25 protein-coding genes and 2 pseudogenes are annotated in these 22,994 nt (G+C 70.4%); 9 read left to right on the top strand and 18 right to left on the bottom strand.

Translation table 11 applies throughout. The features are described from left to right. Positions 1-223 precede the first annotated feature (223 nt). A complete protein-coding gene (groL, locus tag ACFRMN_RS25990; protein ID WP_383023273.1) occupies positions 224-1,849 on the top strand; it encodes a chaperonin GroEL in 1,626 nt (541 codons plus the stop codon). An 81-nt stretch (positions 1,850-1,930) separates the two neighbouring features. On the opposite strand, the gene ACFRMN_RS25995 is transcribed toward groL, so the two are convergent. Beyond that, positions 1,931-2,188 carry a Uma2 family endonuclease gene (locus tag ACFRMN_RS25995; RefSeq protein ID WP_383023275.1) on the bottom strand — a complete coding sequence of 86 codons (258 nt, stop codon included), beginning with the start codon at positions 2,186-2,188 and terminating at the stop codon, positions 1,931-1,933. Positions 2,189-2,196: 8 nt separating this feature from the next. Then, positions 2,197-2,475, bottom strand: a pseudogene (locus ACFRMN_RS26000) (hypothetical protein); the annotation flags it as partial. Between the two features lie 432 nt (positions 2,476-2,907). Here ACFRMN_RS26000 and ACFRMN_RS26005 point away from each other — a divergent pair. From ACFRMN_RS26005 to ACFRMN_RS26015, 3 genes are all read left to right on the top strand, one after another. Further along, positions 2,908-3,267 carry a hypothetical protein gene (locus ACFRMN_RS26005; protein ID WP_383023277.1) on the top strand — a complete coding sequence of 120 codons (360 nt, stop codon included), beginning with the start codon at positions 2,908-2,910 and terminating at the stop codon, positions 3,265-3,267. Positions 3,268-3,356: 89 nt separating this feature from the next. Beyond that, complete coding sequence (locus ACFRMN_RS26010) at positions 3,357-3,971, top strand: RNA polymerase sigma factor (RefSeq protein WP_383023279.1); 615 nt, start codon at positions 3,357-3,359, stop codon at positions 3,969-3,971. After that, on the top strand, positions 3,968-4,321 hold the full coding sequence (locus ACFRMN_RS26015) for a hypothetical protein (RefSeq protein WP_383023281.1): 354 nt from the start codon (positions 3,968-3,970) through the stop codon (positions 4,319-4,321). The genes ACFRMN_RS26010 and ACFRMN_RS26015 overlap by 4 nt, the downstream gene beginning before the upstream one ends. Positions 4,322-4,372: 51 nt before the next feature. Here the strand turns inward: ACFRMN_RS26015 and ACFRMN_RS26020 are convergent, their stop codons facing one another. From ACFRMN_RS26020 to ACFRMN_RS26050, 7 genes and pseudogenes are all read right to left on the bottom strand, one after another. After that, positions 4,373-5,182, bottom strand: coding sequence for a hypothetical protein (locus ACFRMN_RS26020; RefSeq protein ID WP_383023284.1), 810 nt, complete (start codon positions 5,180-5,182; stop codon positions 4,373-4,375). Positions 5,183-5,194: 12 nt separating this feature from the next. Then, on the bottom strand, positions 5,195-5,644 hold the full coding sequence (locus tag ACFRMN_RS26025; protein ID WP_383023286.1) for a hypothetical protein: 450 nt from the start codon (positions 5,642-5,644) through the stop codon (positions 5,195-5,197). A gap of 67 nt (positions 5,645-5,711) precedes the next feature. Then, complete coding sequence (locus tag ACFRMN_RS26030; protein WP_383023288.1) at positions 5,712-6,425, bottom strand: alpha/beta fold hydrolase; 714 nt, start codon at positions 6,423-6,425, stop codon at positions 5,712-5,714. A 38-nt stretch (positions 6,426-6,463) separates the two neighbouring features. Next, positions 6,464-6,763, bottom strand: a complete 300-nt coding sequence (locus ACFRMN_RS26035; protein WP_383023291.1) for a hypothetical protein — start codon at positions 6,761-6,763, stop codon at positions 6,464-6,466. Between the two features lie 104 nt (positions 6,764-6,867). Further along, positions 6,868-7,224, bottom strand: coding sequence for a DUF397 domain-containing protein (locus tag ACFRMN_RS26040; protein ID WP_383023347.1), 357 nt, complete (start codon positions 7,222-7,224; stop codon positions 6,868-6,870). After that, positions 7,222-7,314: pseudogene (locus tag ACFRMN_RS26045) on the bottom strand (DUF397 domain-containing protein); the annotation flags it as partial. The gene ACFRMN_RS26040 and the pseudogene ACFRMN_RS26045, both read right to left, overlap by 3 nt. Beyond that, positions 7,295-8,137 carry a helix-turn-helix domain-containing protein gene (locus ACFRMN_RS26050; protein ID WP_383023293.1) on the bottom strand — a complete coding sequence of 281 codons (843 nt, stop codon included), beginning with the start codon at positions 8,135-8,137 and terminating at the stop codon, positions 7,295-7,297. The gene ACFRMN_RS26050 and the pseudogene ACFRMN_RS26045, both read right to left, overlap by 20 nt. Positions 8,138-8,247: 110 nt before the next feature. On the opposite strand from ACFRMN_RS26050, the gene ACFRMN_RS26055 reads away from it, so the two are divergent. Beyond that, the gene (locus ACFRMN_RS26055) at positions 8,248-8,673 is read left to right on the top strand and encodes an amidase (protein WP_383023295.1); all 426 of its coding nucleotides are present in this window, start codon (positions 8,248-8,250) and stop codon (positions 8,671-8,673) included. Between the two features lie 4 nt (positions 8,674-8,677). On the opposite strand, the gene ACFRMN_RS26060 is transcribed toward ACFRMN_RS26055, so the two are convergent. The 4 genes from ACFRMN_RS26060 to ACFRMN_RS26075 form a co-directional block, all read right to left on the bottom strand. Then, positions 8,678-8,800 (bottom strand): hypothetical protein, encoded by a 123-nt coding sequence (locus tag ACFRMN_RS26060; protein ID WP_383023298.1) that lies wholly within the window; start codon positions 8,798-8,800, stop codon positions 8,678-8,680. A 503-nt stretch (positions 8,801-9,303) separates the two neighbouring features. Next, positions 9,304-10,908, bottom strand: coding sequence for a PTS transporter subunit EIIC (locus ACFRMN_RS26065; RefSeq protein ID WP_383023301.1), 1,605 nt, complete (start codon positions 10,906-10,908; stop codon positions 9,304-9,306). A gap of 22 nt (positions 10,909-10,930) precedes the next feature. Continuing rightward, on the bottom strand, positions 10,931-11,863 hold the full coding sequence (murQ, locus tag ACFRMN_RS26070) for an N-acetylmuramic acid 6-phosphate etherase (RefSeq protein WP_383023303.1): 933 nt from the start codon (positions 11,861-11,863) through the stop codon (positions 10,931-10,933). 70 nt (positions 11,864-11,933) lie between these two features. After that, a complete protein-coding gene (locus tag ACFRMN_RS26075) occupies positions 11,934-12,854 on the bottom strand; it encodes a MurR/RpiR family transcriptional regulator (protein WP_383023306.1) in 921 nt (306 codons plus the stop codon). A gap of 63 nt (positions 12,855-12,917) precedes the next feature. Here ACFRMN_RS26075 and ACFRMN_RS26080 point away from each other — a divergent pair, with 63 nt between their 5' ends. Both ACFRMN_RS26080 and ACFRMN_RS26085 read left to right on the top strand, forming a co-directional pair. Next, complete coding sequence (locus tag ACFRMN_RS26080; RefSeq protein WP_383023309.1) at positions 12,918-13,418, top strand: hypothetical protein; 501 nt, start codon at positions 12,918-12,920, stop codon at positions 13,416-13,418. After that, positions 13,415-13,681, top strand: coding sequence for a DUF4031 domain-containing protein (locus tag ACFRMN_RS26085; protein ID WP_383023312.1), 267 nt, complete (start codon positions 13,415-13,417; stop codon positions 13,679-13,681). The genes ACFRMN_RS26080 and ACFRMN_RS26085 overlap by 4 nt, the downstream gene beginning before the upstream one ends. Positions 13,682-13,748: 67 nt before the next feature. Here the strand turns inward: ACFRMN_RS26085 and ACFRMN_RS26090 are convergent, their stop codons facing one another. From ACFRMN_RS26090 to ACFRMN_RS26105, 4 genes are all read right to left on the bottom strand, one after another. Beyond that, positions 13,749-14,675: a trypsin-like serine peptidase gene (locus tag ACFRMN_RS26090; protein WP_383023314.1), complete on the bottom strand. Its 927-nt coding sequence runs from the start codon at positions 14,673-14,675 to the stop codon at positions 13,749-13,751. 179 nt (positions 14,676-14,854) lie between these two features. Next, a complete protein-coding gene (locus tag ACFRMN_RS26095; protein ID WP_383023350.1) occupies positions 14,855-16,111 on the bottom strand; it encodes a Cmx/CmrA family chloramphenicol efflux MFS transporter in 1,257 nt (418 codons plus the stop codon). 193 nt (positions 16,112-16,304) lie between these two features. Then, positions 16,305-16,955 carry a hypothetical protein gene (locus tag ACFRMN_RS26100; RefSeq protein ID WP_383023317.1) on the bottom strand — a complete coding sequence of 217 codons (651 nt, stop codon included), beginning with the start codon at positions 16,953-16,955 and terminating at the stop codon, positions 16,305-16,307. An 83-nt stretch (positions 16,956-17,038) separates the two neighbouring features. Next, the gene (locus ACFRMN_RS26105) at positions 17,039-19,333 is read right to left on the bottom strand and encodes a heavy metal translocating P-type ATPase (RefSeq protein WP_383023320.1); all 2,295 of its coding nucleotides are present in this window, start codon (positions 19,331-19,333) and stop codon (positions 17,039-17,041) included. 223 nt (positions 19,334-19,556) lie between these two features. Between ACFRMN_RS26105 and ACFRMN_RS26110 the strand changes: the two genes are divergently transcribed. Further along, a complete protein-coding gene (locus ACFRMN_RS26110) occupies positions 19,557-20,261 on the top strand; it encodes a copper homeostasis protein CutC (protein WP_383023323.1) in 705 nt (234 codons plus the stop codon). 593 nt (positions 20,262-20,854) lie between these two features. On the opposite strand, the gene ACFRMN_RS26115 is transcribed toward ACFRMN_RS26110, so the two are convergent. Then, on the bottom strand, positions 20,855-22,024 hold the full coding sequence (locus ACFRMN_RS26115; protein WP_383023325.1) for a helix-turn-helix domain-containing protein: 1,170 nt from the start codon (positions 22,022-22,024) through the stop codon (positions 20,855-20,857). A 154-nt stretch (positions 22,025-22,178) separates the two neighbouring features. Here ACFRMN_RS26115 and ACFRMN_RS26120 point away from each other — a divergent pair, with 154 nt between their 5' ends. Continuing rightward, positions 22,179-22,421: a hypothetical protein gene (locus ACFRMN_RS26120; RefSeq protein ID WP_383023328.1), complete on the top strand. Its 243-nt coding sequence runs from the start codon at positions 22,179-22,181 to the stop codon at positions 22,419-22,421. Positions 22,422-22,994: the final 573 nt, after the last annotated feature.

Here is a 22,994-nt window from a genome sequence, read left to right on the forward strand (position 1 = left end):
ACTCTCGGGGGTCGAGTGCTAATCATTGGCGTTAGCACTCTGCAAGTGAGAGTGACAACTTAAGGACCGGGTCGGTGAGGCCCGAAGAGCCGGTGGAGCAAGGAACCGCACGGCTCTCAGGCCGTCCGTCGCGGGCGCCAGCACGGTCCGTGAGCAATCCTTCCCCAAGCTCTCAACTGCGTCGAGCAGGGGAGACCCCATCCGTCCGGGAGGACCACTTCACATGGCCAAGATCATCGCGTTCGACGAGGAGGCACGGCGCGGTCTTGAGCGCGGTATGAACCAGCTCGCCGACGCCGTCAAGGTCACCCTTGGCCCCAAGGGCCGAAACGTCGTCCTTGAGAAGAAGTGGGGCGCCCCCACGATCACCAACGATGGTGTGTCCATCGCCAAGGAGATCGAGCTGGAGGACCCGTACGAGAAGATCGGCGCCGAGCTGGTCAAGGAAGTCGCCAAGAAGACGGACGACGTCGCCGGTGACGGTACGACCACCGCCACGGTGCTCGCCCAGGCCCTGGTCCGCGAGGGCCTGCGCAACGTGGCCGCCGGCGCCAACCCGATGGCCCTCAAGCGCGGTATCGAGAAGGCCGTCGAGGCCGTCTCGGGCGCCCTGCTTGAGCAGGCCAAGGACGTGGAGACCAAGGAGCAGATCGCTTCGACCGCCTCCATCTCCGCCGCCGACACCCAGATCGGCGAGCTCATCGCCGAGGCGATGGACAAGGTCGGCAAGGAAGGCGTCATCACCGTCGAGGAGTCGCAGACCTTCGGCCTTGAGCTTGAGCTCACCGAGGGCATGCGCTTCGACAAGGGCTACATCTCGGCGTACTTCGCCACCGACGTGGAGCGTATGGAGGCGTCCCTGGACGACCCGTACCTCCTGATCGTCAACTCCAAGATCGGCAACGTGAAGGACCTCCTTCCGCTGCTGGAGAAGGTCATGCAGTCGGGCAAGCCCCTGCTGATCATCGCGGAGGACGTCGAGGGCGAGGCGCTGTCGACCCTGGTCGTCAACAAGATCCGTGGCACCTTCAAGTCCGTCGCCGTCAAGGCTCCGGGCTTCGGTGACCGCCGCAAGGCCATGCTCAACGACATCGCCATCCTCACCGGCGGTACGGTCATCTCCGAGGAGGTCGGCCTCAAGCTGGAGAACGCCGGCCTGGACCTGCTGGGCCGCGCCCGCAAGGTCGTCATCACCAAGGACGAGACCACCATCGTCGACGGTGCCGGTGACAGCGACCAGGTCGCCGGGCGGGTCAACCAGATCCGCGCCGAGATCGAGAACAGCGACTCGGACTACGACCGCGAGAAGCTCCAGGAGCGCCTCGCGAAGCTGGCCGGCGGCGTGGCCGTCATCAAGGCCGGCGCCGCGACCGAGGTCGAGCTCAAGGAGCGCAAGCACCGCATCGAGGACGCGGTGCGCAACGCCAAGGCCGCCGTCGAGGAGGGCATCGTCGCCGGTGGTGGCGTGGCTCTGCTCCAGGCTTCCTCGGTCTTCGAGAAGCTTGAGCTGACGGGCGACGAGGCCACTGGCGCCGCGATCGTCAAGCTCGCGCTGGAGGCTCCGCTCAAGCAGATCGCCGTCAACGGTGGTCTTGAGGGCGGCGTCGTCGTGGAGAAGGTCCGCAACCTGACGGTGGGTCACGGCCTGAACGCCGCGACCGGCGAGTACGTCGACATGATCGCCGAGGGCATCATCGACCCCGCGAAGGTGACGCGCTCTGCCCTGCAGAACGCCGCCTCCATCGCGGCGCTGTTCCTCACCACCGAGGCCGTCATCGCCGACAAGCCGGAGAAGGCCGGCGCGGCCCCGGCCGGCGGCGGTATGCCGGGCGGTGACATGGACTTCTGAGCCTGACGGCTCGGACCCGGTCCATGGTCTGAAGTGACCGAGGGCGGTACCCCTGTTGCGGGGGTGCCGCCCTCGGGCGTTTCAGCGACTGAAGTCCTTGAGCGGTTCGGTTTCCAGAACGATGCCGACGGGGGCCGGGATCTTGACCGTCGCACCGTACGGGCGTGAGGTACGGAGCTGGTACTGCCCGTTCTGCGGATCGGTGTAGATCACCAATAGCCCCGCGTCCCTGTCGACGAGGAGATGGACGGGGACTCCGGCGGCGGCGTGGCCATCGCGCTTTTCCTTGCGGTCGCGGCGATCGGTGTCGTGATCGTGGGAGGTCATCTCGACCGTCATGAGGACGCCGTTGGTGTCACCCAGCGCATGCCGTCAGGCCCGGCGAGGTGTTCCTTTCCGCGCCGCAGATGCCCGGCCACCTGGAGGCGGCGGAGCGCGGTACGCAGGGCGCACTGTCCGTACGGCAACACCTTGGCGAGGGCCTTCACGGAGATGTCCGTGCCCTCGGGCAGCCGGTCGATGAACGCGGCGACGGCGGCCTCGCGCGGCGGCAGGTGCGCGAAGTCGTCACCCCTGCGGGCCTGTTGACCGGGCGTCGAACGCTTGCCGTAGCCGGGGACCGCCATCGGGGGAGAAGTGGGTGAAGCGGGTGACGTCGCGTGCGTCTCGGGCACAGCAGCACTGAGCTGGCTCTCAGCCATGGGATCGCTTTCCTGAAGCGTCGATCTTGATTGGTCAGGCCCTCGCCAGATGTCGCAAGCATCGGCGGGGGCTGTTTTGTGCCCCGAAGGACTCCTGAAGGGCACGCCAGAGCGTCGCAACCCTGCATGTCAATCCGGTCACGAAAAGTCAACACCCCAGGCGGGGAGGGTGGGTGGGTAGAGGCCCGCCTCCCATTCCTTGCAAAGAGGGCTCGGATCCTGAGGCTTGAGCCCCGGGCCGTGAGGAAGTTTTTCGGATGGGGGCGCAACCCCGGGGGGTGTCGCACGTCTGGTGGGTTGAAGGCGCCCTTCAGCTGATGTTCCAGACCGTGTTTTCGTACAGTTCGGGAGAAACTCATGTCGTCGCACGCCAAGTCGAACCTCCGTTCCCGTCGTCGGGGCCTGGGCGCCGTCATCGGCGCCGCGCTGCTGCTGGGTGGCGGCTTCGCCACGCAGGCCGTCGCCGACTCCGGCGAGAAGAAGGCGTCCCCGGTCGCGCCGGAGGTCGTCACCGAGGGTAAGCCGGCCGGTGAGTCCAGGGCCCCGAAGGCTGTCGCCGAGGGCAAGGCGCCGAAGGTTGTCGCCGAGTCCAGGGCGCCGAAGGCCGTCGCCGAGGGTGCGCCCGCCGCTGAGTCCAAGGCGCCGAAGGTTATCTCCGAGGGCAAGCCGACCCCTGAGCGGGCCGTCACCGAGGCCAGGCCCGTCCCGGTGAACTAAGCGCGGGAGCAGCGCCACGGGGCGCAGCGCCACGGGGCGGGCCGGCCATTCCCCGGGCCGCCCGCCCCTCCCGCAACGGAACGAGGTCCATGCAGTACTCCATCCCCGCATCGCCGCCCTGGTGGTCCCGCCTGCTCGCCCGCATGTCCCCGACCGAGGACACGCCGACGCGGGGGCGTCATCTGCGGGCACTCGGTACGCCGTACCACGACGAGCCACGGCCCACGCTGACCGAGCTGTACCGGGCGCGGCGACTCGACATGGTGCGGCTCGCGCTCTTCCTGGTGGACGATCTGCACACCGCCGAGGACGTCGTCCAGGACGCCTTCGCCGCGGTCTGCCGTACGCACGGCACCTCGCTCGACGGGCTCCAGGACCCGGCGGCCTACCTGCACACCGCCGTGGTCAACGCGGCCCGCTCCGTACTGCGCAGACGTCGCACCGCCCGTGGCCACACCCCGCCCCATGAGGGATACGGGCCGCCCGTGGACGAGGGGCTGCTGCTCGCCGAGGAGCATCGTCAAGTCCTTGACGCACTCGCCCAGTTGACGCGGCGCCAGCGCGAGGTGCTGGTGCTGCGCTACTGGTCGGAGCTGTCGGAGGCACAGATCGCACAGACGCTCGGCCTGTCGCGCGGCACGGTGAAGTCCACCGCGAGCCGCGCGCTGGACGCACTGGAGAAGAAGTTGGAGGTGGTCCGATGAGGCCGGATGCCGAGGACCGCCGACTCGCGACCGAGGAGCGGCTGCGCGCCGCGCTGGCCGCACGCGCCGCGCTCGTCACACACCGCGAGCTGCGCCACGAGGAACCCCCGCAGGGCCGCGGTTGGGGCGTGCGCCGGGTGCGCAGGGCCGCCCTCGCGGCGCTCGGTGTGGCCGCCGCCGGGGTGGCCATCTACCTGTCGGCGCAGCTGCCCGGCGGCCCGCGGGACCCGGCTCCTCCGGTGCCGCCCGCAGGCACCCCGGGCATCACCGAACCATCGGCGGTCTCCCCCGAGATCGACGTCGGCGGCCGGCCGAGCCGAGAGGGTGCCGTACCGACGGGCCGGCCGTGAGCGCCGCTACCGCATAGCGGGCTGACCGGTCCGGCTTCCTGCCCGGGCTTCTCAGTGAGTGCCCTCCCGGGCCGACACCGTGATCAGCGCCGGGGCGGTCGATCCCGTGGACCTCAGGGCGTCCACGAAGATCTCCGTCGTCCATGCCGCCACATCGAGTGACCATTCACGGACACGGCAATGGAACGCCGGGCCGGGGCGCATTCCCTCCGTCTGGACCCCTCCCGCGAGGGGGAGGTCCAGACCGTCCTGCGCGGTGGCCGTGGCCGCGGTCGCCGGTGCGGGCCGGATCGTCATCGCGTCGTACGTACGTTCCTGGGCCGCGGCGAGGAGGTCGGACGCGCGGCCGGGCAGGCCGGCGGCCTCGGTGGCCCATACGGACACGGTGAGATCGACCGACGCGCCGGGATCCGGGTCCGCGAGGGCGAACCAGGCCGCCGCGTCCACGAGATCGGCGCGGCCGTCAGGGGCCAGATGGAGGGGGGCCAGGGTGTGCAGGCCCGTGAGACGGAAGCGGCCCAGGCGGGTCAGGACGTCGCGGAGGACCGTCGCCGCGGGCTGAATCGGAATCCGCTGCCCACGAAGGTCTTCGGTGACCGCGACCTGGAGCCAGGCCAGTTGGTGGACCTTTCCGTCCTGGGTCCAGTCCCCGCCCGCGTCGTTGTGTCCCCAGCGCTCACCCTCGGGGCCGCCCGCGTGGAAGGAACTCAGCCCGTAGGCGACCGTGCGCTTCACGACGAGGCTGTACATGTCCTCTTCGAAGCTGTGGTCCTCGTACGCCCGGCGGACCCAGGGATCCAGGTCGAGGACCCCGTGGACGCCCAGAATCATGGTCGGTGCCAGATACGCGTCGTCGGTCAAGGGGCTTCCTTTCTAGACGGCGCACCGCAACGACTGGGGCGCCGTGGCGGCCTTCTCGGGTGAGTCGATGACACCGATGATGTCCACATCGATGACGCTTCGCCAGCTGATCGTCCGACGGACGTTGACGCACTGTTTGCGCGCATTCGCCCGCCGTGCGCTGCCGCCACCCGGCTTCACGACCTTGGAACCGGTCGCCACCGTCCGCCAGGAGCCGTCCGCGTTCTTCACCTGTAATTCAACGGTCACGCGCGCCTTGTCGCCGGGCCCGCTGACCTTCTTCCACCACCCGTGGGCGGACGCGGTGGGGGGTGGAGTGCTGGAGAGATGGACGCGGTCGCCATCGGTGATGATCACGCCGGGCTCGGCCGCGTCCGCGTGGGCGGGAGCGAAGGACGTACCGGCGAGAAGCGTGGTCACGGCGGCCGACAGGACAAGGGCTTTCCGGGTTTTCCGCAGCATGGGGAAACCTCCACTGATCCACTGGTTCGGGGTGTTCTGTCAGCGTGGAGGTCGGGGCGGGTACTGATCAAGGTGTTGGCGATGAGTCGCCAGCCTCGGTGAGGAGGACGCGGGCCAGTTCGTGCGGCTGGGAGAACATCGGCCAGTGGCCGGTGTCCATCTCGACCAGCCGCCAGCGCTCACCGGTCAGCAGCGCGGCCACGCGGGGGCTCGGCTCGGCGCCGTCGAGCAGGCACTTGATGTACGTCGCCGGAAGCTCGCCGAGCGGGCGCGCCAGCTCGGCGGGCTCGGTGAGGGAGGCGCCCGGGTGGGGTGTCGAGCCGGTGACGATCCGGGTGATCTGCTCGTCGGTGAGGCCCTGGCCCGCGTAGTCGGGCGCGGCCAGCGGGGGCCAGAAGCCGCCGGTCTCGGCGATCGCACCCTCCACCATCGCCCGGCCGTCCGGCCAGTCGGAGACGAACGACTCACCGTCCGCCGGAACGCTGGAGTCCACGAAGATGACGCGCGCGAGCCGGTCACCGATCAGCTCGGCGGCCTGGCCGGTCGGGATGCCCGCATAGCTGTGGCCGACCAGGACGACGTCCCGCAGACCGTTCCGCTCGACCGCGTCCACGATGTCCTGGACGTGCCTCTGCTGCCCGGCCGGTACGCCCTGCTTCTCGGCGAGGCCGGACAGCGTCACCGCATGGGCGCCGTGGCCCGCCGCGCGCAGCTCCGGCACCACCTCGTCCCACGCCCAGGAACCGAGCCACGCGCCTGCTACCAGTACGAATTCAGTCATGCCGACAAGCTAGTGGAGGGGGCTGACATTGCCCCCGGTCAACGGTGCTTACCGCCCCTCTTGAAGGATCGGGGCCGGTCGCGATCGTGCGCGGGGTGCCGCCTGCGGCGACGAAAGTGGCTCATCAGATGCGTGGCGATGGTGACCGGGACAACGAAACCGGCGATCCATGACGAGCGCAGTGTGATGTCGGCCCAGGACGTTGCCGTCTCCCAGCCGTGAGGCAAGCCGATGAGAACGATCGAGGTCAGGAGCGAGAGGCCGGCCGACACCAGCACGGCGACAGCCACCCGGCCGACGAGCCCCGCCCACCACGCCCTCGTGGCATCTCGATCCACGCTGCCTCCCCCTCGCCTCGGCGCGGGCGTTTTCGCCTCACGGCCGACGCCCGCTTGACGATCTATAGGAGCATCATTCCTCCGCTGTCGGACCGCCGGATGGGTCAACCGGCCTTGACGTCCGTGATGAATGTGGACCACGCCGAGGTCCGGAAGACGAGCGCCGGGCCGTCGGGGTTCTTGGAGTCGCGGACGGGGACGATGTCGGGGTGGCCGTCGGCCACCTCGACGCAGCTTCCGCCGCTGCCACCGCTGTGCGTCGACTTGCGCCAGACACTGCCTACTTCGACGCAGTCGCCGCCGCTGCCGCCGCTGTGCTTCGACTTGTGCCAGACGGTACCCACCTCCAGGCAGTTGCCGCCGCTGCCGTCGCTGTAGGTCGACTTCCGCCAGGAGGTGCCTACCTCCAGGCAGTTGCCGCCGCTGCCGTCGCTGTACGTCGACTTCTGCCAGGTGCCCACTTCCAGGCAGTCGCCGCCGCTGCCGTCGCTGTAGCTGGACTTGTGCCAGGACACGCCGCTCAGGTCGTACTCATGGCTTCTGTTTCTCATGTGCGTAATCCTCCGCCACTGATGCGATCAGGTCCAAGGATGCTTCTGGTGAGAGTGCGCTGGCCCCCACCAAATCGTAGGCCAGTTCGTACCGGGCGACCGAGGCCGGATCGTCCAGCAGTTGGCCCGATCCCGTGCCTTGAAGGTAAGCGAGTGGAGGTGCGTCCTCGAACCTCATCAGTTTGATGGCGCCTCCCATTGATGCGTGCGCGCCCGCGTCGAACGGCAGCACCTGCACGATGATCCTGTGCCGTCGGATCAGTGCAACGACGTGGCGCAGCGCCTCCGCCATCACCGCAGGTCCGCCCACCGGTCGCCGCAGAATCGCCTCGTCAAGCACCGTCCACACAAGGGGCTTTGTCGGATCCTTCAGCAGCTTGGCGCGATCCAGTCGCGCCGTGACCAGTTCATCGATGGCTTCTTCCGTCGCGGTCGGGTGGTACCTGCGGAACACCGCCCGTGCATACGCCTCCGTCTGCAACAGACCCGGGATCAGCTGGGGCGCGTACTCCTTGATCACCGTCGCGATCGCCTCGGCTTCCGCCGCCTCTGCGAAGTGATCCGGATACTTCGACTTCTTCAGCGCTTCGCAATTCCGCAGGAAGAAGCCGTCCGTCTTGAAGACCTCATCGAAGTGGATCGCGTATTCCGGCTGCATTCGACGCGTACCGGCCTCGATCTGGCCGATGAGCGATCCGCTGACGAAGATCGGCCTGCCCAGCTCCTCCTGGGACATACCGGCTTCGTCGCGCTGATGTCGGAGCTCGGCGCCGAGCATGGCGCGGGGTGAGGACGACGGGTCAAGTGGCTTGGGTCCAGGCACGGGTGCTCCCGGTGAGACAGATGTCGGTGTTGTGCTGCTTCCTCTGTTCACGCTAGCGACTGTCGGCCACTCTGTGTAGCCCAATCAGTCACACACAGTGGAGAGTTGCGTTGCTTCGTACCCAGGACACAAGAGATGTCGTCACCCACCGGTTCAGCCTCGTGCACTGCTCAGCCGACAGTTCCCCGGACTTTGACGACCCCCGTTACGACGGGCTCAAGGCCCGGCCACCGGAGGGATGCACGGTGGTGCGATTCGAGGCGTACTTCAGTCTGCGCTGCGCGCGCCGGGGTGCGACCCTGCTCGACGCGGTGGCGCCGCTGTGCGCCGAGATCAGGGCCGAGCACGGCCTGCTCATGACCGATCTCGGGATCGAGGGGCTTTGGGAGTGGGCCTCGGACGGGACCGACGGCCGGGGCGCCGAGGTGGTGGGGCAGTTGCTGCTGATGGCCGCCGAGCGCGGGCCGCTGCTCGGGTACAGCGTGGACGACCTGGTGCGGTTCCTGCGTACGGCGGCGGTGGGAGCGGCGAGCTGAGACGTTAACGCTCCCGTCGTGGAGGTTCCTGGCCATGGAAGGCCGTGGTCGACTCAAGCGGAGCCCGCTCGGTCGTGACCCGGTTCACCGGCGCGGTCTCGTCGGCATAGCCGAAGGAGATGCCCACGAGCAGCCTTCCTCCGGTGACGCCGAGTTCGGCGCGGACGGTGTCGGCGTAGAAGCTCAGCAGTCCCTGCGGGGCAACTGTCCACGCCGAACCCCGGTCATGGCCAGGAGCAGCGTCTGTACGACGGCTACGGCATCTCAAGGGCGAGGGCGAGGGCGAGGGCGAGGGCGTGGGCGTGGAGGTCGGGAGCGCGTTCTGGCTGCCGCCGCTCAGCTGTTCGCGACCCAGGGGATCAACGCGACGGGCATGGGACATCCCTCCGCGAGAACGGATCCTCAAGCTGTTCGACCCGCCGGCGGAGGCGGACACGGCTCCGGTGCGCGGGTGTCCGTTCATCGATGCCGCCGTGGAGTTCCCCGACCCGGGGAGCGCGGTGCACTCCTACGCCCGCGAGCAGAAACTACGCATGGTGCAACTGATCGCCGCCTTGCTGACGGAGCCGGGCTGCCGCGAACCGGTCGCACTCGCTGAACAACTGGCCACCCTCGCGGACGGGGTTCGGGTCACCTGCCGCTTTCCGCGATCGGTTCAAGCGGGTCGTCGGCGCCAGTCCGCACGGGTACCGGGCCGCTTTCCGGCACGGCTGAGGGTTCCGCTTCCGCTTCCGCTTCCGCTTCTGCTTCTGCTTTCGCTTCCGCGTGTGCGTTGAGCTCCGTCAGCATCGTCTTCGTGAAGCCGAAGTAGTACGTGGCGACGAAGCCCACCGCATAGCCGACCAGCAGCCCGCCCCCGTACACCACGACCATCTCGCCCAGGCCCTTGTTGCCGTCGAGGAGCGGGAACAGCGCCCAGCCGGACGGGCCGATCGCCGTCGAACCGACCGCCGCGCCCAGCTGGTTGAAGAGGCCCACGAAGCCGCCGCCGAAGGCGCCGCCGACACAGGCCGTGATGAAGGGGCGGCCGAGGGGGAGGGAGACGCCGTAGATGAGCGGTTCGCCGACGCCCAGGAAACCGGCCGGGAGGGCGGACTTGATGGTGCGGCGGATCGAGCCGTTGCGGGGGAGGCGTACGTAGACCGCCGCCGCCGCGCCGACCTGGCCCGCGCCCGCCATGGCGAGGATGGGGAGGAGGACGGTGTAGCCCTGCTGCTCGATCAGGGTGGTGTGGATCGGGATCAGGGCCTGGTGCAGCCCCAGCATGACCAGGGGGAGGAACAGGCCGCCGAGGACGAAGCCGGCGCCCGCGCCGCCGTTCAGCAGCAGCCAGTTCGCGAAGTCGCCGATGGCCGTGGAGACCTCACCGGCGACGTACATCAGGCCGTACAGCGTGACCAGACCGGAGACGAGGACGGTCAGGGTCGGGGTCACGAGGACGTCCAGCGCCTCCGGGACCACCCGCCTGCACCACTTCTCGACGTACACCGCGAGCACCGCCGCGCCCAGCGCGCCGAGCACACCGCCCTGGCCCGGGGAGAGCTTCTGGCCGAACGCGTCGACGTTGGCGACGCCCGGGAAGACGATGATCGCGGCGACCGCGCCGCCCAGGACGGGCGTACCGCCGAACTCCTTCGCCGTGTTGTAGCCGACGAAGACCGCGATCAGCGACATGAAGCCGACCGCGAGAGCGGTGAGGGCGGGGACGAGGGCCGGGAGCCAGTGGAGGTTCGTGAGAAGGCCGCCCAGGCCCGCGATGATGCCGCAGCCGATGAGGGCGGGGATGAGGGGGACGAAGATGTTGGCGATGCGGCGGAGGAAGAGCTTGAACGGGGTGGCGTTCCGCGCTTTGCGGGCCTCCTTGATCGCCGCGCCGCGTTCGGCCAGTTCCGCCGCGGTGGGGGTGGGGGTGGGGGTCGGGGTCGCTGCCCGAGGTACGCGTTCCGCCTCCACCAGGCGCTCGAACTCCACCAGGCGCTCGAACTCAGGAGTCACCCGCGCCACCGTCCCCGGGCCCAGGACGATCTGGTACGTCGCGTCCTCGACCACGCCGAGTACCGCGGGCAGTGCCTTGAGCGCTTCGTCCTGCACGAGGGAACGGTCGTGCAGGCCGAGGCGGAGCCGGGTCATGCAGTGGGCGATGGACGCGATGTTCGCGGAGCCTCCGACGAGCGGGAGGATCGCCTCGGCCGTGGCGCGGTTTCTGTCTGTTCCGGAGGGGTCGGGTCTGTCCACTGGCGCCATGGTGCGTGGTCTTTCAGCTGGTGCGGGCGGCCTTCAGCGCGGCGCGCAAATGGCCGTCGGAGTCGGTGAGGAGTGAGGCGGCGGTGGGTCCGTCGACCGCGCCGAGGATGGTGAGGATGGCGTTCTTCACCTCGCCGTCGGTGGCGGCGAGCGCGGTCTCGATCTCGTCGTCCGACGCGCCCGTGGCGAGCGAGACGATCCGCCGGGAGCGGGCGCGCAGCTTCTCGTTGGAGGCGCGGACGTCGACCATGAGGTTTCCGTATGTCTTGCCGCGCCGGATCATGGTGATGGTCGAGAGCATGTTGAGGACGAGCTTCTGTGCCGTACCGGCCTTCAGACGGGTGGAGCCGGTGAGCAGTTCGGGGCCGACGACGATCTCGATGCCGTGCTCGGCGGCGTCGGCCAGCGCGCTGTGCGCGTTGCAGGAGAGCCCGATGGTGAGCGCGCCGAGGCTGCGGGCGTGCTCGACGGCTCCGATCGCGTACGGGGTACGGCCCGAGGCGGAGATACCGACGACCGTGTCCTCCGCGCAGAGCTTCATGGCGGTCAGATCGGCCGCGGCCAGCTCCTTGGAGTCCTCGGCCCCTTCGACGGCCGTGACCATCGCGCCGGGGCCGCCCGCGATCAGACCGACGACCTCCTCGGGGTCGGTGTTGAAGGTGGGCGGGCACTCGCTGGCGTCCAGCACGCCGAGCCGGCCCGCCGTACCGGCGCCCGCGTAGATCAGCCGGCCGCCGCGCGCCGCACGCTCGGCGGTGGCGTCGATGGCGGCGGCGATCCGGGGGAGCTGGGCGGCGACGGCGGCGGGGACGGTGCTGTCCTCGCCGTTCATGATGCGGGCGATTTCGAGGGTGGGCAGCTGGTCGATCTCGGCGAGCTCGGGGCGGAACGCCTCGGTGGTGAGGGTTTCGAGCTGCGCGCGGAGTTCGCCGTACTGGGAGGTCATGGAGAAGCGGCTCTTTCGTGTGAGTGAGCGGTATACGGGTGCGGGTGCGGGTGCGCTTGGTGGTGAAGGGTCAGCGGGTGTTGCGCGGGCTGTGGCGGTGCGCGAGGGCTTCGTACGACGCGGAGAGCGCGGGCGCGGCCGTCTCGTACGTACGCTGCGCCACGCCTATGAACAGGCAGTCGACGACGAGGAGCTGGCTCGTACGGCTCGACATGGCGGCGGGGCGCAGCTCGCTCTCGCGGGCGGTGGAGGTGGTCAGTACGTGATCGGCGTACTGGGACACGGGAGCGTCCGGGCGGCCGGTGATCGCGACCGTCGTCGCGCCCCGGTCGAAGGCGACGCGGAGCGGTTCGATGACGTCGCCGGTGGAGCCGGAGTGGGTGATCGCGATGGCGACGTCGCCGGAGCGGAGCTGTACGGCGTTGGTGACGGCGAGGTGCGGGTCGGAGTGCGCGTGCGCGATCAGGCCGATGCGCAGCAGCTTCTGGGCGAGGTCCATGCCGACGAGGCAGGAGGCGCCGACGCCGTAGATGTCGATCCGGCGGGCGGTGGCGGCAGCGGCGACGACGGCGCCGAGCTGGACGGTGTCGAGTCCGGCGGCGGTGTCGGCGAGCGTCTGCTGTTCGTCGTAGGCGAGCTTGGCGATGACATCGGCGATGGGGTCGTCGACGGCTATGTCGGCCGTGACGGAGGGGGCGCGGCCGGACTGCTGCTGGGCGGCGAGACCGGCGAGCGCGAGGCGCAGATCGCGGTAGCCGGGGTAGCCGAGGAGGCGGGCGGTGCGGACCACGGTCGCCTCGCTCGTACCGGTCAGCTCGGCGAGACCGGTGACGGTGAGGGCGGCGCAGCCGGCGGGGTCACCGGCGACGGCTTCGGCGACGAGCTGCATGGAGCGGGTCATGGTCGGCGCGAGGGTCCGTACCTTGGCGGCGAGGGCTGCGGGGGCGGGTGGGGGCCCACCGCTGAAACTTTCCTTCACGTCTGGGGTCACTTATGAAAGATATTTTCGGATTTCGGCCGTCGTCAACCCCTCGTCGTCCCTGACAATGGCTGAATGGACGACCCGAACCCTGATCCGACCCCTTACCCGAACCCTGATCCGAACGTTGATGTGAACCCGCTGGAGCAGGCGCTGCACGCCGCGCGCGCCCTGGTGCTGGCCGACCTGGCGGCGGGTGATGTCGCGCGGGCCGAGGTCGTGTCGCTGGTGGAGGAGTCGGTGTCGCACCGGCGCTGGTGGGTCGAGCAGTGGCCGGAGGGCGCCGCGTACGTGGCCGGGCTGGTGGCGCAGGACGTACAGGACGCGTTGTTGGAACGGTACGGGCGGTGGCCGCTGTGCCCGGTCTGCGCCGAGGCCGGACCGGGTGGACCGGGTGAACCGGCCGGACCCGACGGACCCGACGGGCCGGCCGGACCGGACGGGCCGCACGCGCTGGAGGTGGAGCCGGAGCTGGGGCCCGATCCGCACTGGGTGTGCGGGAAGGCGGGGGTGGTGGTCGCGGCGGTGGGCTCGCTCGGCTCGCGGGGGGACCGGAGCGGGCAGGGCACTCCGTGACGGTCTATATCGATCCGCCGACCTGGCCGGGGCACGGCCGTATGTGGTCGCATCTGGTCAGCGACGACTCGTTCGGCGAGCTGCATGCCTTCGCCGCGTCCATCGGCTGCCCGGCGCGCGCCTTCGAGCGGGACCACTACGACGTACCGTCGGACCGCTACGGGGACGCGGTGCGGGCGGGCGCGGTGGAGATCGGCTCCAAGGAGCTCGTACGCAGGATCACGGAGGCGGGGCTGCGGCGGCCGAAGGGGCGTCTGGCGTAGCGAAAGGCCCTGGGTGTGTTCACGGCTTCGCGGGCGTCACCCGGTGAGGGTGACGCCCGCGCCTGTGTCAGCTCTTCTGGGCCCGGTCGTACACCTTCTTGGCCGTGGCCCGCATCGCCTCTCCGTACATCTTGGTCGGCTCCAGGCTGTCCAGCGAGGCGTTGACAGAGACCAGGACGCCCTTGCCCTTGCCGGTGGTGGCGTCGAAGTCGGCCAGCCACGGGCCGCCGCTGGCCCCGCCGGTCAGGTCGCAGGGAATCATCTGCGTGCCGTGCTCCCTCTTCGTCTTGCCGACGCAGCGGAGAAGTTCCTCGCCGAGCTGCGGGCGGGTGGCGGAGTAGCCGAGGGCGGTGACCGTGCCGCCGACGGCGCGGTCGAAGGCGATGGGCCGGCCGCCCACGACGTCGGTGAGCTTGCGGCCGTTCTTGTCGGCGTCGACGACCAGCGCGGACATGTCGTTGAGGGAGTCGTTCTCCCAGGTGCGCGGGGTCGCGGCGGAGCGGACCGCGAACGCGCCGTACGGCTTGTTGCCCTTGTTGTAGCCGGGGACGAACACCATCGAGGTGTTGGTGTTGCCGGGAGAGGAGCCCATGCGCACACAGTGGGCGGCGGTCATCACGGTGGAGCGGTTGGCGCTCTTGACGGCGGTGGCCGTGCACCAGGTGTCGGCACCCCGCGCGTTGACGAAGAAGAGCCGCCCCACGGTCTTCAGCGCTGAGCCCTTGTACGGCTTGGCCTTCGGCCCGGTCGGACCGAGGTCCACGGACTTCCCGACGGCCTTGATGCGGGCGGTCGTCCAGTAGGCGAGGGCATCGCGGCGTTCCTTGGCGGTGTACGTCATGACGGAGACCGGGTCGGCCGCGGCGGCACGGGCCTGGCCGGTCACGGCCGTCGCAGGCAGCGGGGCGGCGAGGGCGAGGGCCGTACCGGCCACGACGAGTCCCGTGGCCCGGCCACGAAGGCGCCGGATCAGGGAAGTTGAGGTCTCGGGCATGGCGGGTGTCTCCTCGGGGGGCGCGCTGGGCGGGCGGCGGACGGTGGGTCTCCGTCCGCCCCACAAGAGAGGACAACCGGTGTGATCGGTTCGCGCTGTCGACGTTCTGTGACACAGATGTGCGGCCGCCGGCGAGATCAACCAGCGGTCGCAGACGCGGGGGCCGCGGACGCTGTCCCTCAGCCCTCCGATGGGGTGGCGGCGCAGGCCGTGTCCGGCTCGCGGCGTACGGGGGCCCGGTCCTGGGCGGACGAGGCCAGGAGCGAGCCCGCGACCACCCGGCTGCCCGCCGTCGCGCGGTGGTAGCGCAGCGAGAGCGCCGCCAGGCCGATCGCGACGACCGTCATCGCCGCGCCCGCCCAGGCCGTCGAGGCGAAGCCGAAGTCCGCGTCGATGACCGTGCCGCCGAGCCAGGGGCCGCCGGTGTTGCCGAGGTTGAAGGCGGCGGTGGTGGTGGCGCCCGCGAGGGTGGGGGCCGCGGCGGCGATGTTGAACATACGGGCGTTGAGCGCCGGGGCCGTGAAGAAGGCCGAGACGCCCAGCAGGAAGGTCAGTGTGATGACCGCCACCGGGTGCGACGCGGTGAGCGCCAGCAGGGCGAGCAGGACCGTCGACGCGGTGACGCCGCCGATCATGACGCCGAAGAGATGAGCGTCCGCGTACCGGCCGCCGAGCGCCGTACCGACCAGCGCGCCGAGACCGAAGAGCGCCAGCACGGTCGGCACCCAGCCGCTGTCGAGGCCGGTCACGTCCGTGAGCAGCGGGGCGAGATACGAGAACGCGCAGAAGACACCGCCCGCGGCGAGCGCGGTGACGGCGATCGAGAGCCAGACCTGACGGTCGCGGTAGATCGTCAACTCCCGCTTGAGCCGCGGCTTCTCGGCGGGCAGCGGGATACGCGGGATGAGGGTGACGACACCGGCCAGCGCGACCGCGGAGGCGGCGCCGACGGCCCAGAACGCCGAGCGCCAGCCGAGGTGTTCGCCCAGGAACGCGCCGACCGGGACGCCGAGGACGTTCGCGATGGAGAGCCCGCCGATCATGACCGCCATGGCGCGGGCGCGCGCGTTGTGCGGCACCATCGCGATGGCGACGGCCGCGCCGACCGCCCAGAACCCGGCGCAGGCGAACGCGCTGACGACGCGGGAGGCGAAAAGGATCTCGTACGTCGGGGCGAGCGCGCCCGCGACCTGGCCGAGGCCGAAGACCGAGATCAGGGTGATGAGGGTGGTGCGGCGGGGGAGGCGCAGGGTCGCGACGGCGAGCAGCGGCGCGCCCACGACCATGCCGATCGCGAAGGCGGATATCAGGAGCCCGGCCGTGGGGATCGACACGTTCATGTCGTCGGCGAGGGGCGGCAGCAGGCCCGAGAGCATGAATTCGCTCGTACCGAGGGCGAAGACGGAGAGGCCGAGGATGTAGACGGCGAGCGGCATACGGGGCCGGGACTGGGACGGATCCTGGAGCGCGGGCCGGTCGGGGGACGGGAGCGGCGTCGGTGTCGGCTGCTTCGGCGGTGTCGGCGGTGTCGGCGTTATCGGCGGCTTCGGCGGCGGGGAGTCGGCGGAGTCGGGCATGACAGGTGCCAACGCGGGCGTAGGCCGTTACATTCCGGCGGTTCGCCGTCTCTCAGCTGGTGAGACGAGTCAGGCCGCGCAGCTCGTCGGCCAGATTCGCGCGGGCGCGCGCCTCCCACTCGCGCGCGCCGTACGGGGTGCGGAACAGCGCGGGCAGGGCGAGCAGTTGCTCCAGTACGGCGGCCCGGCCGGTGCGGAAGGCGTCGTCGGGGACGAAGCCGTACTCCTCCCGTACCGCCGCGGCGTAGGCCGCGTACGCCTCGGGGCCCGACGCCAGGATGGCGAGGTCGGCGTCGCACAGGACGGCGCCGTTGCGGTCGCCGGGCGCGGCGGCGTGGGTGGTGGTGAGGCGGACGAGCCGGGCGACCTCGCGCGTACGGTCCTCGCTCAGTCCGGCCTCGGGGAGGGCGCGTTCGGCGAGGCGGGCGGAGCGCTCCTCGTTCTCGGAGCGGTCGGGGTGGTAGACGGCGTCGTGGAACCAGGCGGCGAGACGTACGACGTCGGGGTCGTCGGCGTACTCGGCGAGCGTGTCGACGCGGTCGAGGACGGCGAGCAGATGATCGGTGGTGTGGTACCGGCGCTGGGGCTCGGACCAGCGGGCGAGGAGGCGGTCGGCGTACTCGTGGGGATCCGGACCCGCTGCCTCCGCTCGGAGTGCGAGAAGGGTGGTCACGAACCGGCTGCGCAGATCGGGTGCGGGCATGGGACGACGATAGAGCCGGGCGCCCGGAAGGGGGAGTTCCGGGGGCCCGGCGCGGGGCTGCTCGTCCACGTGGCTCAGGTGGCTCAGGTGGCTTTGAAGGCGCGGAGCCGGAGGCTGTTGCCGACGACGAAGACTGAGGAGAAGGCCATGGCGGCTCCGGCGATCATGGGGTTGAGGAGTCCGGCGGCGGCGAGGGGGAGCGCGGCGACGTTGTAGGCGAAGGCCCAGAAGAGGTTGACGCGGATGGTGGTGAGGGTGCGGCGGGCGAGTCGGATGGCGTCGGCGGCGACGCGCAGGTCGCCGCGTACGAGCGTGAGGTCGCCGGCCTCTATGGCGGCGTCGGTGCCGGTGCCCATGGCGAGTCCGAGGTCGGCCTGGGCGAGGGCGGCGGCGTCGTTGACACCGTCCCCGACCATCGCGACGGACCGGCCCTCGGCCTGGAGTTTCTTGACGACGTCGACCTTGTCCTCGGGCATGACATCGGCGATGACGTGGTCGGGGTCGATCCCGACGTCCTTGGCGACGGCGTGGGCGACGGCCTGGTTGTCGCCGGTGAGGAGGAGGGGGGTCAGGCCGAGGGCGCGCAGCCGGCGGATGGCTTCGGGGCTGGTGTCCTTGACGGCGTCGGCGACTTCGAGGACGGCGCGTGCCCGGCCGTCCCAGGCGACGGCGATGGCGGTACGGCCCGCGGCCTCGGCCGCCTCCTTCGCGGCCCGAAGGTCCTCGGGGAGGTGGATCTCCCATTCGGCGAGGAGGGTGGTGCGGCCGACGAGGACGGCGTGGCCCTCCACGACGCCCTGGACGCCGCGGCCGGGGACGTTGGCGAAGTCCTCGGGGGTGGGGAGCGTACCGGTCCGCTCGGCCGCCGCGGTGGCGACGGCCCGGGCGATGGGGTGTTCGGAGGCGTGCTCCAGCGCGCCCGCCAGCCGCAGCACCTCGGTCTCGTCCGTGCCGTCCGCCGTGTGGGTGGTGAGGAGGGTCATGCGGCCGGTGGTGACGGTGCCTGTCTTGTCGAGGACGATGGTGTCCGCGCGGCGGGTGGATTCGAGGACTTCGGGGCCCTTGATGAGGATGCCGAGCTGGGCGCCGCGGCCGGTGCCGACCATGAGGGCGGTCGGGGTGGCCAGGCCGAGGGCGCAGGGGCAGGCGATGATCAGGACGGCGACGGCGGCGGTGAAGGCGGCGGTCAGTCCGGCGCCGTTGCCGAGCCAGAAGCCGAGGGTGGCCAGCGCGAGGGCGATGACGACGGGGACGAAGACGGCGGAGATCCTGTCGGCGAGGCGCTGGGCGGCGGCCTTGCCGTTCTGGGCGTCTTCGACCATGCGGGCCATACGGGCGAGCTGGGTGTCGGCGCCGACGCGGGTGGCCTGGACGACGAGTCGGCCACCGGCGTTGAGGGTGGCACCGGTGACGGGGTCTCCCGCGGTGACCTCGACGGGGACGGACTCCCCGGTCAGCATCGACGCGTCGATCGCGGAGGAGCCCTCCACGACGGTGCCGTCGGTCGCGATCTTCTCCCCGGGCCGTACGAGGAAGTGGTCGCCGGTGCGCAATCGCGCGGTGGGGATGGTCACTTCGCCGCCGTCGCGCAGGACGGTGACGTCCTTGGCGCCGAGTTCGAGCAGGGCGCGCAGGGCGGCCCCGGCCTTGCGCTTGGAGCGGGCTTCGAAGTAGCGGCCGGCGAGGATGAACGCGGTGACGCCGGCGGCGGCTTCGAGGTAGATGTTCCCGGCGCCGTCGGTGCGGGCGATGGTCAGCTCGAAGGGGTGGGTCATCCCGGGCATACCGGCGGTGCCGAAGAACAGGGCCCACAGGGACCACAGGAACGCGGCCGAGGTGCCCACCGAGATCAGGGTGTCCATGGTGGCGGCGCCGTGGCGGGCGTTGGTCCAGGCCGCGCGGTGGAAGGGCCAGCCGGCATAGGTGACGACGGGGGCGGCCAAGGTGAGGGAGAGCCACTGCCAGTAGTCGAACTGGAGGGCCGGGATCATCGCCATCGCGATCACCGGGACGGACAGGAGGACGGCGGTGGTCAGCCGCTGCCGCAGTGGCCGCAGTTCCGCGTCCGCCGCGTCTTCGGCGGTGTCCGGGGTGCCTTCCGTGCCCACGGGGGCGGGTGCGGGCGGTGTGGCCGTGTAGCCGGTGGCTTCGACGGTGGCGATCAGGTCCTCGACCGCGACGTCCTCACCCCGGTAGCTGACCTTGGCCTTCTCGGTGGCGTAGTTGACGGTGGCCTCGACCCCGTCCATCCGGTTCAGCTTCTTCTCGATCCGCGCCGCGCAGGAGGCGCAGGTCATACCGCCGATCATGAGCTCGACTTCGGCGGCTGTGCCGGTGGTGCCCGTGGCGTCTGTGCCGGTGGTCCGTGTGGGGCTCATGGCTGACGGCTCCTTCTCCTCGACCGTTACGCATCCTACCCCCTAGGGGTATCTCGCTCCTCTATGTATACCCCCATGGGGTATCTGATGCAAGGGTCTTCCGTGGATGTGCTGATGCGCGCGGACGGGAGGGCCCCGTAGGCTGGGATATTGGACTAGACCTATAAAGGGGTCCTGTCCAGTCATGTCCTCGATCCGCCGGCATACCTATGAATGAGGTCCCATGAGTAAGCGTGCACTCCTGGAGGTGATCGCTCTCGACGCGGAGGACGCGGTCGCCGCCCGGAACGGAGGCGCGGACCGCCTTGAACTCGTCACCGACATGGCGGCGGACGGGCTGACCCCGCCCCGCGAGACCTTCGCGAAGATCCGGGCCGCCGTCGACATCCCGCTGAGGGTGATGCTGCGGCTGGCCGACGGCTTCGCGGCGGGCGAGCCGGGAGGCGCGGACGCCCTGGTCGAGGTGGCGCGGGGGCTGCGGGCCGAGGGGGCGGACGAATTCGTCCTCGGCTTCCTCGACGCGGACGGGACGCCGGACCTGGTGACGGTGGAACGCCTCATCGCGGAGCTGGACGGCTGCCGATGGACCTTCCACCGGGCGATAGACCGCGCGTCCGACCGGGACGCGCTCCGTAAGCAGCTGGCAGACCTGCCGGGCCTGGACACGTACCTCACGGCGGGCTCGGCGGCGGGCGTGGACGACGGGCTGCCGACGCTGCTGACGGAGGCGGAGTCCGGGGCGCGGGGGGAGCCGGGGTACGGGGCGCGGCTGATGGTCGGCGGCGGGCTGCGGCTGGACCACTTGGAGGTGCTGCTGGCGGCGGGCGTGGACGCGTTCCACATCGGGGGCGCGGCGCGGCCGGGGGGTTGGGCGGGGTCGGTGTCGCCGGGGGCGGTACGGGACTGGCGGGAGGCGCTTGACGCGTAGCGTCCGTACGGGGGGTGCGCCTCCGGCGGGGGGTCGTTGTTCGGGTGCGTTTCGGCTCGGGCCGGTGGTCGTGTGCGGGTTGTTGCCGGGGTGCGCTCCGGCGGGGGTCGTTGCTCGGGCGCGTTTCGGCTGGGGCCGGTGGTCGTGTGCGGGTTGTTGCCGGGGTGCGCTCCGGGGCTCGCGCCCGGGACTGCATGATTTACGTCGCGGATCTGGCCAGCGTTTAGACGCGGGCGGTCGCGCGCCACAAATCACGCTCTACGTCCCGGACACGACCCCTGCGCGCCCCCCTTCGCCGCCCGCACAAGCCACGCGTTCCTGCGCGAGGGCGAGCGGGTGAGGCGGCGGCACGCTCCCGCACCCGGCCCTGCCAGGGCAACGAACGGACGGCGGGCGCTCGACCAGGTGGCCGGAAGCGGGCTCAGGCCCTCGTGCTCCGCCATCGCCCGAAGGGTCGAACCGTCCGGTTCGATCTCCTTCGGCTGCCGCTGTTCCGGAGGCAGCCGATTGACCATCATTTCCGGAGCCGCGTCCATGCCCAACGCCTCCATGGCGGCAGCGGAGTTGAGATCGTCCTTCTTCGACGGCTGACCTCAGAAAGGCACGCCTGCGCGCTTGGCCAGCTTGGTCAACCTCGGGTTGCTGCGGCGATGCAGCGAGGTCAAGACACGCATCAGCTCCTGGCTCGTCGGGTGTACCCGCGCCATCTCCGGGGCGACGTCCCAAGCCTCTTCGAGCGAGGCCAGCGCGGAGTCACGGTCACCGATAGCCAGGTGCGACCGGCCAAGGTTCATGTGCAGTGGGCCGATGCGGGTTGCGGGCAGGTCGGTGCCACCCCGGATCAGGTCGTCGGCGGTGTCCAGCGCGCGGCGGTGCTGCTCCATGTCGGAGAACGTCGAGATTACGTGGGTGGCGGTCTGGTCCGGCCCGAAGTGGATGCCGTGTTCGTCGGCGTCCTCGCCGTACGCCTCGGCCGTGCGCCAAGCCGCCCTGATGTGCTCCTCGGCTGCGGCCTTGTCTTTGAGCCGACCGGCCAGCGTCAGCCCGCGCAAGTGCAGGATGCCCAGGCCGAATGCGCGGTCGCGACCTTCAAGGGTGGACTCGGCCTCAACGATGGCGCGGTCCACGATGGCCAACCCGCCCACAAAGTCACCCGAGTTGAGGAAGGCCCCGGCCTCGTCTCGTGCGGCCACGGTTACGGCGACCGGGTGGGCACGCTCCGCGGCCATTCGCTGCTTCATCACGGACAGCTCGGCAAGGTGCATCCAGCGGTGCCGGGCGGCCAGCCAGTAGGCCACCGAATACGTGTCTGCAACGCGGGTCCAGGCGTCGGGCGACTGGGTGGCGTGCGCGTAGTTGGTCGCGTCGGCCAGCACGTCCGGGAGCTTCCGCAACACTGCCGACAGCTCGGTCCGGTAGCGGTGCTCGTTCAGCTCGGCGAGCAGGCGAGGCAGGTCCTCAGGGTGAGCCGGTGGCACGTCGGGAATGTCGAATCGCCGGATGGTGTAGTTGAGAGCGGTCAAGCTGTTCTCGTCGGCAGGCTTCACGGGTGCCGTGCCCAGCAGCTCATCAAGCGTCAGGCCCATCGCCTGAGCGAGAGCAGCAGCCATGCCTTGAGTGAGTGCGCGGTCGCCAACCTCGATCTTGCTCAGCAGCGAGACCGACATGCCTGCACGTCGGGCAAGGGCAACCTGGCTCAGGCCGCGTGCCTTGCGGCAGACGGCCACGTTCGCACCGGGTCCGGGAATCTCGGTCGCGCTCATCTTGTGCGTCTTCCCCGCTCGACTTCCGTTACGGACCATGGTCCCACTTCGGCCACTCACGCTCCCCGGCGTTGTGCAAGAGCTGTGCAAGTTCGCTTTGCGCGGCGGCAGTTCTCTTGTGTGAGACACGGATGCGCAGGTGGGACGAGGAGTCATGGCACTGACACACGAGAAGCCGCCGACGATGCTCAGCCACGGCAAGCTGCCGTACCCACAAGGAACGTTCGTCGAGGATGCGGAGACCGGCCTTCAAGGTGAGCTGCAAGGCGTAATCGAGGAGCGCACCAAGGAGACCGGGAAGCTCGCCTCTCGGACGGCCTACGTCCGGCCGAGAGGGGGTGGCATCGAGTGGGAGGCTCCTTTGACCCGCATCCGCCCCGCCGACGCGAACGGTTAGGCCGGCCAACCAAGCGCGCTGCCCTGATCTGCCCGGGTGACGTGATCGGCTATGAGGGGTGGTGGCGCACGGTCGAGGTGGCGAGGACCGACCGGGGACCGATGGGCGGATTGGCCGTCGTCGTGACCTGGGCCGAGGGTGGCTCGGCACGGTTCCCGGCCGGTGATGAACTGCTGGTGCGAGAACCGGAGCCGCCCCCAGCCACGGCATAGCCCCGTCGTGGGGCCTCCATCGTCTCTGTGCGCTCCCGTGGCCGTCCGTGGGCTTTACGCGGGAACCATGATCCGGAACGGAATGATGCCCCGGGAAATGGCTGTGAGTGGGCCGCGCCTGCCCCATACCCCTGCCTGGACGGCGAGTGGCGGGGCCCACCGGGCCGCACCCACTCCCAATCCCCAGCCAGGGCGGCGAATGGCCGGGGCCACCGGGCCGCACCCACCCCCCAAACCCCCCAGCCGGGGGCGGGGCAGGCGACCAGCGACGGGAGGGGGTCGGGGTCGGAGGAGGTGCGTGTCCGGACGTAAAGCGTCGCAGCACGCGCGAAGCGCGGTGAGGAAAGCAGTCCGGACACGC

The sequence above is a fragment of the Streptomyces sp. NPDC056835 genome (assembly GCF_042789485.1).
Lineage (GTDB): Bacteria > Actinomycetota > Actinomycetes > Streptomycetales > Streptomycetaceae > Streptomyces.

Coding starts and splice junctions, on each gene's coding strand:
- ACFRMN_RS26080 (WP_383023309.1), top strand. CDS start 12,918: ATGGACGACCCGAACCCTGATCCGACCCCTTACCCGAACCCTGATCCG.
- murQ (WP_383023303.1), bottom strand. CDS start 11,863: ATGACCTCCCAGTACGGCGAACTCCGCGCGCAGCTCGAAACCCTCACC.
- ACFRMN_RS26015 (WP_383023281.1), top strand. CDS start 3,968: ATGAGGCCGGATGCCGAGGACCGCCGACTCGCGACCGAGGAGCGGCTG.
- ACFRMN_RS26030 (WP_383023288.1), bottom strand. CDS start 6,425: ATGACTGAATTCGTACTGGTAGCAGGCGCGTGGCTCGGTTCCTGGGCG.
- ACFRMN_RS26095 (WP_383023350.1), bottom strand. CDS start 16,111: ATGCCGCTCGCCGTCTACATCCTCGGCCTCTCCGTCTTCGCCCTCGGT.
- ACFRMN_RS26090 (WP_383023314.1), bottom strand. CDS start 14,675: ATGCCCGAGACCTCAACTTCCCTGATCCGGCGCCTTCGTGGCCGGGCC.
- ACFRMN_RS26120 (WP_383023328.1), top strand. CDS start 22,179: ATGGCACTGACACACGAGAAGCCGCCGACGATGCTCAGCCACGGCAAG.
- ACFRMN_RS26005 (WP_383023277.1), top strand. CDS start 2,908: ATGTCGTCGCACGCCAAGTCGAACCTCCGTTCCCGTCGTCGGGGCCTG.
- ACFRMN_RS26100 (WP_383023317.1), bottom strand. CDS start 16,955: ATGCCCGCACCCGATCTGCGCAGCCGGTTCGTGACCACCCTTCTCGCA.
- groL (WP_383023273.1), top strand. CDS start 224: ATGGCCAAGATCATCGCGTTCGACGAGGAGGCACGGCGCGGTCTTGAG.
- ACFRMN_RS26110 (WP_383023323.1), top strand. CDS start 19,557: ATGAGTAAGCGTGCACTCCTGGAGGTGATCGCTCTCGACGCGGAGGAC.
- ACFRMN_RS26115 (WP_383023325.1), bottom strand. CDS start 22,024: ATGAGCGCGACCGAGATTCCCGGACCCGGTGCGAACGTGGCCGTCTGC.
- ACFRMN_RS26010 (WP_383023279.1), top strand. CDS start 3,357: ATGCAGTACTCCATCCCCGCATCGCCGCCCTGGTGGTCCCGCCTGCTC.
- ACFRMN_RS26105 (WP_383023320.1), bottom strand. CDS start 19,333: ATGAGCCCCACACGGACCACCGGCACAGACGCCACGGGCACCACCGGC.
- ACFRMN_RS26025 (WP_383023286.1), bottom strand. CDS start 5,644: ATGCTGCGGAAAACCCGGAAAGCCCTTGTCCTGTCGGCCGCCGTGACC.
- ACFRMN_RS25995 (WP_383023275.1), bottom strand. CDS start 2,188: ATGACGGTCGAGATGACCTCCCACGATCACGACACCGATCGCCGCGAC.